Source organism: Pantoea sp. X-Soil-ISGK-285 (genome assembly GCF_059730815.1).
Map to the genome: position 1 here is coordinate 792994 of NZ_AP035938.1, position 13150 is coordinate 806143.

At 55.1% G+C, this 13150-nt stretch carries 14 protein-coding genes; 6 read left to right on the forward strand and 8 right to left on the reverse strand.

Annotated features, from left to right (window positions below):
• The first annotated feature begins 5 nt into the window (after window positions 1-5).
• Window positions 6-770 (forward strand): DeoR/GlpR family DNA-binding transcription regulator, encoded by a 765-nt coding sequence (locus tag AC6I8B_RS03580; RefSeq protein WP_033756597.1) that lies wholly within the window; start codon window positions 6-8, stop codon window positions 768-770.
• A gap of 248 nt (window positions 771-1018) precedes the next feature.
• Here the strand turns inward: AC6I8B_RS03580 and speD are convergent, their stop codons facing one another.
• The 3 genes from speD to AC6I8B_RS03595 form a co-directional block, all read right to left on the reverse strand.
• Entirely contained in the window at window positions 1019-1828 is an 810-nt protein-coding gene (speD, locus tag AC6I8B_RS03585) for an adenosylmethionine decarboxylase (protein WP_010253978.1), read from the reverse strand.
• A 28-nt stretch (window positions 1829-1856) separates the two neighbouring features.
• Entirely contained in the window at window positions 1857-2720 is an 864-nt protein-coding gene (gene speE / locus AC6I8B_RS03590; RefSeq protein WP_010253980.1) for a polyamine aminopropyltransferase, read from the reverse strand.
• Between the two features lie 102 nt (window positions 2721-2822).
• On the reverse strand, window positions 2823-3170 hold the full coding sequence (locus AC6I8B_RS03595) for a YacC family pilotin-like protein (RefSeq protein WP_003854673.1): 348 nt from the start codon (window positions 3168-3170) through the stop codon (window positions 2823-2825).
• 181 nt (window positions 3171-3351) lie between these two features.
• Here AC6I8B_RS03595 and cueO point away from each other — a divergent pair, with 181 nt between their 5' ends.
• Window positions 3352-4947, forward strand: a complete 1596-nt coding sequence (gene cueO / locus AC6I8B_RS03600) for a multicopper oxidase CueO (RefSeq protein WP_157353419.1) — start codon at window positions 3352-3354, stop codon at window positions 4945-4947.
• Here cueO and AC6I8B_RS03605 read toward each other — a convergent pair whose 3' ends face one another.
• Window positions 4948-6231 carry a cystathionine gamma-synthase family protein gene (locus AC6I8B_RS03605; protein WP_022625436.1) on the reverse strand — a complete coding sequence of 428 codons (1284 nt, stop codon included), beginning with the start codon at window positions 6229-6231 and terminating at the stop codon, window positions 4948-4950.
• Between the two features lie 235 nt (window positions 6232-6466).
• Here AC6I8B_RS03605 and hpt point away from each other — a divergent pair, with 235 nt between their 5' ends.
• The gene (hpt, locus tag AC6I8B_RS03610) at window positions 6467-7003 is read left to right on the forward strand and encodes a hypoxanthine phosphoribosyltransferase (protein WP_010254010.1); all 537 of its coding nucleotides are present in this window, start codon (window positions 6467-6469) and stop codon (window positions 7001-7003) included.
• A gap of 80 nt (window positions 7004-7083) precedes the next feature.
• Here hpt and can read toward each other — a convergent pair whose 3' ends face one another.
• Entirely contained in the window at window positions 7084-7740 is a 657-nt protein-coding gene (gene can, locus AC6I8B_RS03615) for a carbonate dehydratase (RefSeq protein WP_029519477.1), read from the reverse strand.
• Between the two features lie 108 nt (window positions 7741-7848).
• Between can and AC6I8B_RS03620 the strand changes: the two genes are divergently transcribed.
• From AC6I8B_RS03620 to AC6I8B_RS03630, 3 genes are all read left to right on the forward strand, one after another.
• Window positions 7849-8778, forward strand: coding sequence for an ABC transporter ATP-binding protein (locus tag AC6I8B_RS03620; RefSeq protein ID WP_010254017.1), 930 nt, complete (start codon window positions 7849-7851; stop codon window positions 8776-8778).
• Complete coding sequence (locus AC6I8B_RS03625) at window positions 8775-9545, forward strand: ABC transporter permease (RefSeq protein ID WP_061901747.1); 771 nt, start codon at window positions 8775-8777, stop codon at window positions 9543-9545. The genes AC6I8B_RS03620 and AC6I8B_RS03625 overlap by 4 nt, the downstream gene beginning before the upstream one ends.
• 424 nt (window positions 9546-9969) lie before the next feature.
• Entirely contained in the window at window positions 9970-10983 is a 1014-nt protein-coding gene (locus tag AC6I8B_RS03630) for an acyltransferase family protein (RefSeq protein ID WP_010254020.1), read from the forward strand.
• A gap of 65 nt (window positions 10984-11048) precedes the next feature.
• Here the strand turns inward: AC6I8B_RS03630 and panD are convergent, their stop codons facing one another.
• The 3 genes from panD to panB are packed head-to-tail and all read right to left on the reverse strand — an operon-like array spanning window position 11049 to window position 13141.
• Window positions 11049-11429, reverse strand: a complete 381-nt coding sequence (gene panD / locus AC6I8B_RS03635) for an aspartate 1-decarboxylase (RefSeq protein ID WP_010254022.1) — start codon at window positions 11427-11429, stop codon at window positions 11049-11051.
• A gap of 47 nt (window positions 11430-11476) precedes the next feature.
• Window positions 11477-12331: a pantoate--beta-alanine ligase gene (gene panC / locus AC6I8B_RS03640; RefSeq protein ID WP_332837936.1), complete on the reverse strand. Its 855-nt coding sequence runs from the start codon at window positions 12329-12331 to the stop codon at window positions 11477-11479.
• 15 nt (window positions 12332-12346) lie between these two features.
• Window positions 12347-13141, reverse strand: a complete 795-nt coding sequence (panB, locus tag AC6I8B_RS03645; protein WP_010254026.1) for a 3-methyl-2-oxobutanoate hydroxymethyltransferase — start codon at window positions 13139-13141, stop codon at window positions 12347-12349.
• Window positions 13142-13150: the final 9 nt, after the last annotated feature.

Consider the following 13150-nt stretch of genomic DNA (forward strand, 5'->3'; position numbering starts at 1 on the left):
GATATATGAAGGGACAGAGCCGTCTTGACCAGATTATGGATTACCTGAAAAGCCATAATCTGGTGACTGTTGAGCAACTGGTCAGTGCGATTTCCGCCTCACCCGCCACGATTCGCCGTGATTTGATTAAGCTGGATAAAGAGGGCGTGATCAGCCGCAGTCATGGCGGCGTTACCCTGAATCGTTTTATTCCTGCCCAGCCGACCACGCTGGAGAAGATGCAGCGTAACCTGGCCGAGAAGCAGGCGATTGCAGAATGTGCCGCCAGCTTTGTCCGGGCGGGCGATGCGGTCGTGCTGGATGCGGGCACCACTATGCTGGAGCTGGCGCGGCAGCTCACGCATCTGCCGCTGCGGGTCATCACTGCCGATCTGCACATTGCACTGTTTTTGTCTGAGTTTAAGCAGATCGAAGTGACGATTATCGGCGGACGTATCGACGACTCCAGTCAGTCCTGTGTGGGCGAACATGGACGGCGGCTGCTGCGCAGCATCAATCCCGATATCGCCTTTGTCAGCTGTAACTCCTGGAGCCTTGAGCGCGGCATTACCACGCCGACGGAGGAGAAAGCGGGGCTGAAACACGATCTTCTGGCCAATGCGGCTCGCCGGGTCTTGCTGGCGGACAGCAGTAAATATGGCTCCTGGTCGCTATTCTGCGCTTCTCCGGTGGATGACCTGACGGATGTGGTGACCGACAGCCGGTTAGATGAGGCTGTCTGCCGCACGCTGCGCGAGCGCGGGATTACGCTGGCGCTGACCTCCGCCTGAACAGAACGCGCCATGTTGCTCTGACCTGATCAGCAGGACGAGAGCAGCACCGCGCGTTTATCTTTATCTCTCGCCGTTAAAACGCGCCGTTAACGCGCGTACGCATCATTCTCTTCGCGCGTAGTCGCGGGTGTGTCCACCGAAACCCGTTCAAACCTCAGTCAGGCAGTTGCCGTGATGAAAAAGCAGGGGGAACAAGAGGGAAGGAGACGCGCAGGTTATGAGCTATAACGCTGCGCGCCTGATAATCAGAGGGTCTTCAGGCCCACTGAGGGGATATTTCTGCCGTAGTAGATCTCGCGCATCTCTTTCCAGAGCAGATCGGTAATGCGCTTGTGCTCCTGCGGAGTGAGATCTTCCGGGCGGGTGTTAAACAGGTAGTGTTTAAGGTCGAACTCTTTCAGCAACATCTTGGTATGAAAGATGTTTTCCTGATAGACATTCACATCCACCATGTCATACATCGCTTTCATATCTTCAGACATGAAGTTCTGAATCGAATTGATCTCGTGATCGATGAAGTGCTTCATCCCTTTCACGTCACGGGTAAAACCGCGCACCCGGTAATCGACGGTGACAATATCGGACTCCAGCTGATGGATCAGATAGTTCAGCGCTTTCAGGGGCGAAATGACGCCACAGGTTGAGACTTCAATGTCTGCACGGAAGGTGCACAGACCGCCTGCCGGATGGCTCTCCGGATAGGTGTGCACGCAGATATGACTTTTATCGAGATGAGCCACCACCGAGTTGGGCAGCGGACCGGGGTGCTCTGAGTTATCGATATCTTTCGGATCGATCGGCTCTTCGCTGACCAGAATCGTGACGCTGGCCCCCTGCGGTTCATAATCCTGGCGCGCAATGTTGAGCACGTTAGCCCCGATAATGGAGCAGGTCTCAGTCAGGATTTCCGTCAGACGGTTAGCGTTATATTGTTCGTCAATGTAGGCGATGTAACCATCGCGTTCAGCTTCAGTATTCGCATAGCAAATATCGTAAATACAAAAACTCAGGCTTTTCGTCAGGTTGTTGAAGCCATGTAGTTTTAGCTTTTGCAATTTCGTTCACCCCCTTAGAAATGCACTATCAGCACGCGGCGGATAACGCATTCAACAGATATTGCGGCAGGGCAAAGCTGCCGGTATGGATTGCTGGCGTGTAATAACGGCAGGTCAGGCCAGCGGCCTCGAAACGCGCCTTTAAAGTCGCGGTGTCGAGCTGGCGCAGCGCCGGATTATCACTCGCCCAGGCAAAGGTCATAATGCCGCCGTAGTAGGTCGGAATCGCCGCCTGATAGAAACTGACGTCCGCAAAGTAATGTCCCAGCTTACGATGGCTGTTAACGGCCTCATCCTGTTGCAGGAAGCAGACGCCATTCTGCGCCACAAAGATGCCATTTTCATTAAGGGCCGCTTTGCACCCGGCATAAAATTCCGAGGTAAACAGACTCTCGCCCGGACCAATCGGATCGGTGCAGTCGGAGATAATGACATCAAACTTTTCCTGCGTCTGATTAACGAAGTTCACCCCGTCATCAATCACCAGCGTAAAGCGCGGATCGTCATAGGCACCCGCGCTGTGGTTCGGCAGATACTGGCGACAAAAGGTCACCACGCCTGCATCGATCTCCACCATGGTAATCTTTTCGATCCCGGGATGACGTGACACTTCACGCAGCATTGCGCCGTCACCGCCACCGATAATCAGAACGCTCTTCGCCGCGCCGTGCGCCAGCAGCGGAACGTGGGTCATCATTTCATGGTAGATAAATTCGTCGCGTTCGGTGGTCTGAACGACGCCGTCCAGCGCCATTACGCGGCCCATCGCGGCATTTTCGAAAATGATTAAATCCTGATGCGCAGTCTTCTCACGGTACAGCTCTTTATCGACCGTGAAATACTGGCCAAAACCGGCATGAAGGGTTTCATACCACGTTTCATTGTGGGCCATGGTGCTCTCCTCTGATGACATCGCCATGAAGATGGGCGGCATATGATAGCTAACACTGACCGTGGTTGCACGGTCAATGTCCGGCTGCAGAGGGAAGAATCGTTACCTGACGTAGGCCAGCAGGCTCAGCGAATCGCGGGCCAGTGACTTGCACTTTTTATCGTTGGTGATGGCGATGCCGCTGAGATCGCGATAGCTATCTTCACCCAGCGCTTTCATGTTGTAGTTGCTGTAGTTGCTTAAATCCCAGCGGTTCTGCTGAGCAAAAAAGACCAGCGCTTTGCGAATCTGCGCGTCCGGTAAATCCTGATAGCCACAATCATTTTTCAGATAGACGAAAACCGCCGTGAGATCGGCCAGATCTTCCGCTTCGGATTCGCTCAGGGCAAAACTGGTGGAGGAGAAGCCAAGGAGTCCCGTCAGCAGCAGGATCCTGATACTTTGCTTCATAGTCGTTCTCTTCAATGGATATTGCTAATGACGTTAGCACAGTTGCTCTCAGGTTTTCGATTAATTTGCCGCTGTGGGCCGCTGCACCGCCTTTTTTCGTCAGATTCGCGCGGGTAAGACTTGACCTTCCCATAAGGTCAGGGTTTAGGCTGTGCGCTCTGATGCCACAAGGATGATCACCATGCAACGTCGCCATTTCCTGAAACTCACTGCCGCACTGAGTGCAGCCGGAGCATTACCGCTCTGGAGCCGTTCGCTGATGGCAGCCACCCGTCCGCTGCTGCCGATTCCGTCTCTGCTGGAACCCGATGCCAGGGGCAGCTACAGCCTCACCGCGATGCAGGGTACCACCCAGTGGAACGGCAAAGCGGTGCCGACCTGGGGCTATAACGGCAGCCTGCTGGGGCCGGTGCTGAAGATGCAGAGTGGCAAACCGGTGACGGTGAACATTCATAACCGGCTCAGCGAAGCGACCACACTGCACTGGCACGGGCTGGAAATCCCCGGTGCAGTGGATGGCGGCCCGCAGGCGGTGATTGCGCCTGGCGGCTCGCGTCAGGTCTCTTTTACGCCCGATCAACCCGCCGCAACCTGCTGGTATCACCCGCATCTGCATGGCAAAACCGGGCATCAGGTGGCTCAGGGGCTGGCGGGACTGATCCTGCTGGAAGATAAAGAGAGCGGAACGCTGCGATTGCCCTCGCAGTGGGGTGTGGATGATGTGCCGCTGATTTTTCAGGATAAGCAACTGACCAAAGATGGCAGCCGCATTGATTATCAGCTCGACGTGATGCGCGCCGCGGTGGGCTGGTTTGGCGACATGATGCTGACCAACGGCATGCACTATCCGCAGCATGCGGTGCCGCGCGGCTGGCTGCGTCTGCGCCTGCTCAACGGCTGCAATGCCCGTTCGCTGCATGTTGCCGCCAGTGATAAACGTCCTCTCTACGTGATCGCCAGCGATGGTGGCCTGCTGGCCGAGCCGGTAAAGCTCGACTCGCTGCCGATCCTGCCGGGCGAGCGTTTTGAGGTGATGATCGATACTTCTGACGGTAACAGCTTCGATCTGGTGACGCTGCCGACAGAGCAGATGGGCATGACGCTGCCGCCGTTTGACCAGCCGCTGCCGCTGGTGCAGATCCTGCCGCTGCGGGTGATGGCCAGCGCCACGCTGCCGGATCAGCTGGCGACGCTGCCAGCGCTACCCTCAACCGACGGCCTGACGACACGCTGGCTGCAGTTGATGATGGACCCGCAGCTGGACCAGCAGGGCATGCAGGCGCTGATGCAGCGCTACGGCGAGAAAGCGATGGGCAAGGGCGGTCATCACACGATGCCGGAAAAAACGGCTACCGAGCCGATGCCACCAATGGAAAATATGGCAAGCATGGATCACAGCATGCACGGCAATACACCGCCCGCCGGTTACGATTTCCGCAACGGCAATAAGATTAATGGCCAGGCCTTTGATATGACGAAGCCGTCATTTGCGGTGAAGCTGGGTGATTACGAGAAGTGGACGATTTCAGGTGAAGGCGACGCGATGCTGCACCCGTTCCACATTCACGGCACCCAGTTTCGTATTCTTTCAGAAAACGGCAAACCGCCAGCCCCGCACCGGCGGGGCTGGAAGGATATGGTGAATGTCGACGGCTGGCGCAGCGAAGTGCTGGTACGCTTCAACTATGTCGCCGCCGCAGAACACGCTTACATGGCCCATTGCCATCTGCTGGAGCATGAAGACACCGGCATGATGCTGGGCTTTACCGTCAGCTGATTACGCCTGATCCAGCGCCAGCTTCACATCTTCAATCAGGTCGCCGGCGTTTTCGATGCCAATCGACAGCCGCACCGTGGCGTCAGTGATCCCAATACGCTGACGCACCGCCTGCGGCACGCCGGAGTGGGTGGTGCTGCCAGGATGGCTGGCCAGCGACTCGGTCCCGCCCAGGCTTACCGCCTGCTTAAACAGTGACAGCGCATTAAGAAAACGGAACGCAGCGGGCTGATCGCCGACGATATCAAATGAGAAGGTCGAACCGGCACCGCTGCACTGCTCGCGATAGGTTTTCCCTTCGGCGCTCTCCGCATCCAGATAGGGCAGCCAGTGCAGCTTCGCCACTTTCGGGTGATCGCGCAGAAACGCCGCGACCGCTTCCGCATTCTGCCAGGCTTTCTCCATGCGTAGCGACAGCGTTTCCAGCGAGCGGCTGAGCATCCAGCTGGAGTGTGGATCCAGCTGCGTGCCGATTGCGCTGCGCAGGGCGCGCACTTTCGCCATCAGCGCTTTACTGCCCATCGCCGCGCCTGCAATCAGGTCAGAGTGACCGCCAACATACTTGGTCAGCGAGTAGAGTGACAGGTCAGCGCCCAGCGTTAGCGGCTGCTGGAACAGCGGGCCGAGCAGCGTGTTGTCACAGGCGATAATCGGTCGTGAACCCTGCTGCTGATCAATCTCATCAGCGATACGCGCCATCAGACGGATATTGACCAGGCTGTTGGTGGGATTCGCTGGCGTTTCAATCAGGATCACCGCTACCCGGCCCTGGGCCATCGCCTGCTGAGCGGCTTCACGCACTTTGACTTCATCATTGCCGTCGCTGAAACCCACCGCTTTGATGTCCAGATTGTGCAGCGTCTTGCTAAGCAGGGTTTCGGTGCCGCCATACAGCGGCTGGGAATGCAGGATCACCTCGCCCGGACGGGCAAACGTCAGCAGGGCAGTGGAGATGGCGGCCATACCGGAAGAGAAGAGCGAACAGCTCTCCGCCTGCTCATAGACCGCCAGCCGATCTTCTACAATTTCGCTGTTAGGGTGGTTAAAGCGGGAATAGACCAGCCCACCCGATTTGCCTTCCGGCGGCTCACGTCGGCCAGAGACGTAATCAAAGAAATCCCGTCCCTCTTCGGCGCTGTCAAAGACAAAGGTTGATGTCAGAAACACCGGCGGCTTCACCGCACCTTCAGAGAGGCGGGGATCATAGCCATAGTTCAGCATCTGGGTTTCAGGGTGCAGCGGCCTGTCGCCGATATGCGTTTTTTTGCTTGAAGATGAAGTCATTGTGATCTCCGGCCAGCGGCGCGAGTAGGGTAACGATCTGTTGGATAAAGGCTACCATGCAGCGAATCATGCTGGTAAATGCCAGAATGTTCTAAGGTAATGCGCATTTCAGCGAGCCGCAGACGGCGGGTAATAATTTTCGCGACGTAATCGTTTGCTTGTGGGGCCGCGCAGCCGTCGCTGCTGCGTCTGTGATAGACTCCGGGGCTTTTCTGACGTAACCGGGCTGAACGCAATGAAACACACTGTTGAAGTGATGATCCCTGAACAGGCAATCGCCACGCGCATCGCTGAACTGGGCAAAGAGATTAACGACCACTACCGCGACAGCGGCAGCGATATGGTGCTGGTGGGGCTGCTGCGCGGCTCCTTTATGTTCATGGCTGATCTCTGTCGCGCCATCGATGTGCCGCATGAAGTCGACTTTATGACGGCTTCCAGTTACGGCAGCGGGATGTCCAGCACGCGTGATGTGAAAATCCTGAAAGATCTGGATGAAGACATCCGTGGCAAGGATGTGCTGATCGTCGAAGATATCATCGACTCCGGTAACACCCTGAGCAAAGTGCGTGAGATTCTGCAGCTGCGTCAGCCAAAATCCCTGGCAATCTGTACCCTGCTCGATAAGCCAGAGCGCCGTGAAGTCGAAGTGAACGTCGAATATGTCGGCTTTGCGATTCCGGATGAGTTCGTGGTGGGCTTTGGTATCGACTATGCTCAGCACTATCGCCATCTGCCTTATATCGGCAAAGTGGTGCCGCTGGAATCCTGATACCGCTCTACCGCACATTCTTCCAAGGCCTGCACCGGTTGCCTGGTGTAGGCTATGCCGCGCTTTACGCTGCGATCGGCTCAGGCCTCGCCGTTCTTCCGCAGATTTGCAATGCCGTGGCGGTAGCGCTGTTCGAGGATCTCCCGGCTGTTTGCCGTCACATCAAGGTTACGCAGACAGCCGTCCTGAATGCCGTATACCCAGCCGTGCAGGGAGACATCCTTTCCGCGTTTCCAGGCAGATTGCAGTACGGTGGAGTGCCCCAGGTTATAGACTTGTTCAATAACGTTGATTTCGCACAGTTTGTCCAGGCGCTTATCCGGCGGGAGTTCCCCCAGCAACACGCTATGCTTGTACCAGAGGTCGCGGATGTGCAGCAGCCAGTTGTCGATTAATCCCAGTTCCGGGTTATCCATCGCCGCCTGCACGCCGCCGCAGCCGTAATGGCCGCAGACGATAACGTGTTCCACTTCCAGCACTTCGATAGCGTACTGCACCACGGACAGACAGTTCAGGTCGGTGTGGATTACCAGATTGGCCACGTTGCGGTGAACGAAGAGTTCGCCGGGTTCGAGCCCGGTCAGACGTTCTGCAGGAACCCGGCTGTCAGAACAGCCAATCCACAGGAAGCGCGGTTTTTGTGCCTGGGCGAGCCGCTCAAAAAAGCTGGGATCTTCTTCAACCAGTAATTTTGACCATTCGCGGTTGTTTCTGATCAGGGTGTTGATGTCTGTCATGGTGTTGAGCGACCGGTTACTGCGCAGAGTGCGCGCGCGTACTATATGACAGGGCCTGATAAATTTAAACGGCATTGCAATGCCATCAAAACAGGGTATGGATGCAGAATGACTTATGCACTGGAACTTTCCCGGCTGACCAAGACCTATCCCGGCGGCGTGCAGGCGCTGAAGGGCATCGATCTTAACGTTGAAGCGGGTGACTTTTATGCGCTGCTGGGGCCAAACGGTGCCGGTAAATCGACCACCATCGGAATTATCAGTTCGCTGGTTAATAAATCCGAGGGCAGCGTGCGGGTGTTTGGCTACGATCTCGAAAAAGATGTGGTGAATGCCAAGCGCCAGCTCGGCCTGGTGCCGCAGGAGTTTAACTTCAACCCGTTTGAGACGGTGATGCAAATCGTCGTTAATCAGGCGGGTTACTACGGCGTTGAGCGTCGTGAAGCCAATGAGCGGGCAGAAAAGTATCTGAAGCAGCTCGATCTGTGGGGAAAACGCGCTGAACGTGCACGCATGCTTTCCGGCGGAATGAAGCGTCGCCTGATGATCGCCCGTGCGCTGATGCATGAGCCTAAGCTGCTGATTCTGGATGAACCCACTGCTGGCGTGGATATCGAACTGCGACGCTCGATGTGGGTGTTCCTGAAAGATCTCAATGCCAAAGGCACGACCATTATTCTCACTACCCACTATCTGGAAGAGGCGGAGATGCTGTGCCGCAACATCGGCATCATCCAGAGCGGTGAGCTGGTGGAGAACACCTCAATGAAAGGGCTGCTTTCCAAGCTCAAATCAGAAACCTTTATCCTGGATCTGGCACCACGCAGTCCGCTGCCCACGCTGGAAGGGTTCCAGTACCGGCTGACCGATACCTCAACGCTCGAAGTGGAAGTGCTGCGTGAGCAGGGGCTCAACAGCGTCTTCAGCCAGCTTAGCGCGCAGGGTGTGCAGGTGCTGAGTATGCGTAATAAAGCCAACCGTCTTGAAGAGCTGTTTGTGGGTCTGACGACGCAGGGAAAAACAGGAGCAAAAGCATGACACATCTCTACTGGGTGGCGCTGAAGAGCATCTGGGCCAAAGAGGTTAACCGTTTCGCCCGCATCTGGATCCAGACGCTGGTGCCGCCGGTCATCACCATGACGCTCTATTTCATCATTTTTGGCAACCTGATCGGGTCGCGCATCGGTGAAATGCACGGCTTCAGCTATATGCAGTTCATCGTGCCGGGATTGATCATGATGGCGGTCATCACTAACGCCTATGCCAACGTGGCGTCGTCGTTCTTCAGCGCCAAGTTCCAGCGCAACATTGAAGAGCTGCTGGTCGCGCCGGTGCCGACTCACATCATTATTGCCGGTTATGTTGGCGGCGGGGTGGCGCGTGGTGTCTGCGTGGGTATTCTGGTGACGGCCATCTCGCTGTTCTTTGTGCCGTTCCACGTGCATTCCTGGACGATGGTAGCGGTCACGCTGCTGCTGACCGCGATTCTGTTTTCACTGGCAGGTCTGCTGAACGCTGTCTTTGCGCGCACCTTTGACGATATCAGCCTGATCCCGACCTTTGTGCTGACGCCACTGACTTATCTGGGCGGCGTATTCTATTCACTGAATTTGCTGCCGCCGATCTGGCAGGCTGTCTCTAAACTCAATCCAATCGTTTATATGATTAGCGGATTCCGTTATGGCTTCCTCGGCATTAATGATGTGCCGCTGGTGTTTACCCTCTCGGTGCTGGTGGCCTTTATTCTGGTGTTCTACTGGCTGGTCTATGCGCTGATACAGCGCGGACGCGGATTACGCACCTGACGTTAAGCTGAATGGTAAGGGCCACGCTGCAATAAGGGCGTGGCTTTTTTTTGGGTGGAGAGCAAATCACGCTGACTACGGTTCTGCCTGGCCTTAAAAATCACCTTAAAACCCGCCTCATTCGTTATATTTTGTCTCTGAAGCCGCCCGACGCCTCGCTTACACCCTTGCTCACAAAAAATAACCCTAAGTATTATCTGATAATACTCTGACATCTTTCGCTATCTGAATGATTCTTAACTATTAAATATTTTTTAAGAATAGCCTTAAAGTCTGGCTGTTGTTTATTTGATTATGAATTATCAGAATAGCGCCGGAATAAGGTTATTCCTCTGCTCAGGGACGAATGAGTAGGCTAAGAGTCTTCTTAATAAGAAAAATGGCAACCGAATCAGGGCCAGTTTTTAATCAAAGGCAGGAAAAGATGAATCGTATAACGTGGATCGATAATCTGCGGGGATTGAGTATTCTCGCAATCATTTTTTTGCACAGCACTATTGCCGTACATAATAACGCCGGACATTTTACCGCCTTCAGCGGCCTGTTAAATGAGATGCTGGCACCGGTAAGGCTGGGGCTGATGTTCTTTGTTTCAGGTTTATTTGTCGATGCCGGGTTAAGAAAAGGCCTGGGTCCTTTTTTTAATAACAAGGTGCGCAGTATTCTCTATCCATTTGTGGTCTGGGTTGCAGTCTACGGCGGGTTGAAAATCCTGTTTAGCTCGATGGCTAATACGCCGCAATCACCGATGAATATTATTCTCTCCCACCTGACCGGTGGCGGTGATATGACCTGGTTCCTGCATTCGCTGTTTATCTTCTTTATTGTGATTATCTTTGCCCGTCACTTGCCGTTCCTGCTGGTGTTTGCCATCTGTATGACGCTGAGCTGGGCGCTGCCAGCGATTGAGGCGGATGGCGTGTTTGCCAGCTTCGACAATACCCACATCAATAAATCGCTTTATCTGTTTGTATTCTTCTATCTCGGCGATTACGTCGTGAGAAAGCAGGTGGATATCGCAGAGAAAGTGCAGCATGGCCCGACGCTGTTAATCTCGGTAATTAGTTTTGTGCTACTCTCCTGCCTGAATATCTTTGTACTGGAACGTCATTCCCAGGCGTTATTGTCACCGCTGGCACTATTATCGGTTCCGTTCTTTGTCTGGATTGCGCTGAAACTGAAGTCTGAACTGGTCTACTACATAGGCGTCAATTCTATCGTCTTCTACCTGTCGCATTATCTGGCGATTCAGTTCTTCAGTAAGATTGTGAAGTTTGAAAGCCCGTCTGCCTGGGTAAATGACCTGAAGTTTATTTCGGCATTCCTGGTGGCGCTGGCGTTACCGTGGACATTATGTCTGATGAGAAAACGCGGCTGGTTTAATTTCCTCTTTACGATGAAAAAGTCATCGAAGCCGATGACAACCAAACCGGTTTAATTACTGCAGCAGAAATAAAAAGGGCCGCCCGTTTTACCGGCGGCCCTTTTTTAATCAGGTTGTAATCAGGCAATCTGCACCGGCAGCGCTTTCGCCAGACGCTTCATCTGGTTGTCACCTTCAAAATAGGCGACCTTAGGCTGCCACTGACGCGCTTCGGCATCGTCTACCTGCACATAGGAGCAGATAATTAAAATATCGCCTTCGCAGGCGCAGCGGGCGGCCGCACCGTTGACCGAGATGATTTTCGAGCCACGCTCAGCCGCGATAGCGTAGGTGGAAAAGCGCTGACCGTTGGTGACGTTATAAATATCGATCGCTTCATATTGCAGAATGCCGGAAGCATCCAGGAAATCCTGATCGATAGCGCAGGAACCTTCATAATTGAGGTCCGCCTGCGTCACCTTCACGCGGTGCAATTTGCCTTGCAGAACTGTGCGAATCATAGCCAGAAACCTTGTCAGAGAAATAAAATAACCTGCAGCGGGATTAATTACTGCGTCAGGTCAACGGTTTGATTATCAATCAGGCGGGCCTTGCCCAGCCAGGCGGCCATCAACACCACCGCGCGCTGGCTGTCCACCGTCAGCGGTTGCAGCGTTTCCGCATCACAGATCGCCAGGCCATCAGGGTGCAATCCCTGCGCCAGCAGGGCCTCACCGGCTGCCTCAATGATCTCGTCAATATGACGCTCGCCATTCTCCAGCTGCGTTGCCATCTGATGCATCACCTGGCTCAGGACCGGAGCCAGCTTACGCTCATCTGCCGTCAGGTAGCCGTTGCGAGAACTCAGCGCCAGGCCATCTTTAGCGCGCACCGTAGGCACACCAACAATCTCAATGTCGAAGCCCATATCGGCCACCATCTTACGAATGATAGCCAGCTGCTGAAAATCCTTTTCACCGAAACAGGCAATATCGGGCTGTACCAGATTAAACAGTTTGCTGACGATAGTGGCCACACCGCGAAAATGGCCTGGACGTGTGGCCCCTTCCAGCAGGGAAGAGAGCACAGGCACCTCAACAAAGGTCTGATTCTGCGCGCCCTGCGGATAGACTTCAGCAGATGAGGGGGCGAAGACCACGTCAACCTGGTGGCGATTCAGCTTTTCACAATCTTCCTGCAGCGTGCGCGGGTAGCGCGCTAAATCATCGGCGCGATCGAACTGCATCGGATTGACAAAGATCGAGACAATCACGATGTCGCCGCGCGCCCGTGCTTCATCCACCAGCTTCAGATGACCTTCATGCAGGTTGCCCATGGTCGGCACCAGCGCAATGCGTTTACCCTGCTGGCGCCAGCGACGGACTTCCTGGCGCAGCATCAGCAGCGTTTCAATGATCAACACGGTGACTCTCCTGGATTACTGGAAACTGTGCTCTGCCGCCGGATAGGTTCCGGCCTCGACTTCGGCGATATAGTGGCGAATCGCCGCGCGAACATCGCCGGTCTCCGCCAGGAAATTTTTGGCAAATTTGGGAATGTGGCCGCCGGTCACGCCCAGCGCGTCATGCATCACCAGAATCTGACCATCGGTGACATTGCCGGCACCGATACCGATCACCGGGATGGTGAGCGCGTCGGTAATCCGCTGCGCTACCGACACCGGCACACACTCCAGCACCATCAGCTGTGCACCTGCGGCTTCCAGCGCCAGCGCATCGGCCAGCAACTGCTCTGCACCGGCTTCATCCCGGCCCTGCACTTTATAGCCGCCAAAGATATTGACCGACTGCGGTGTCAGGCCCAGATGACCACATACCGGAACGGCCCGCTCGGTCAGCATCTGCACGGTCTCAGCCAGCCAGCTGCCGCCTTCCAGCTTCACCATGTTAGCACCGGCACGCATCAGTTGCGCGGCGTTGTCAAAGGTCTGCTGTGGCGTGGCATAACTCATAAACGGCAGGTCGGCGAGCAGCAGTGCCTGTGGTGCGCCACGGCGCACGGCGGCGGTGTGATAGGCGATGTCGCTGACCGTGACCGGCAGGGTGGAATCATGCCCCTGCACCGTCATCCCTAAAGAATCACCAACCAGCAGCACCTGAATGCCTTCATCGGCAAACAAGCGGGCAAAACTGAAATCGTAGGCGGTCAGGGTCGCGAATTTTTTACCGCTGGCTTTCGCCTGACGCAGATGTGAAATCGTGGTGGGTTTCATGGCGCTCTC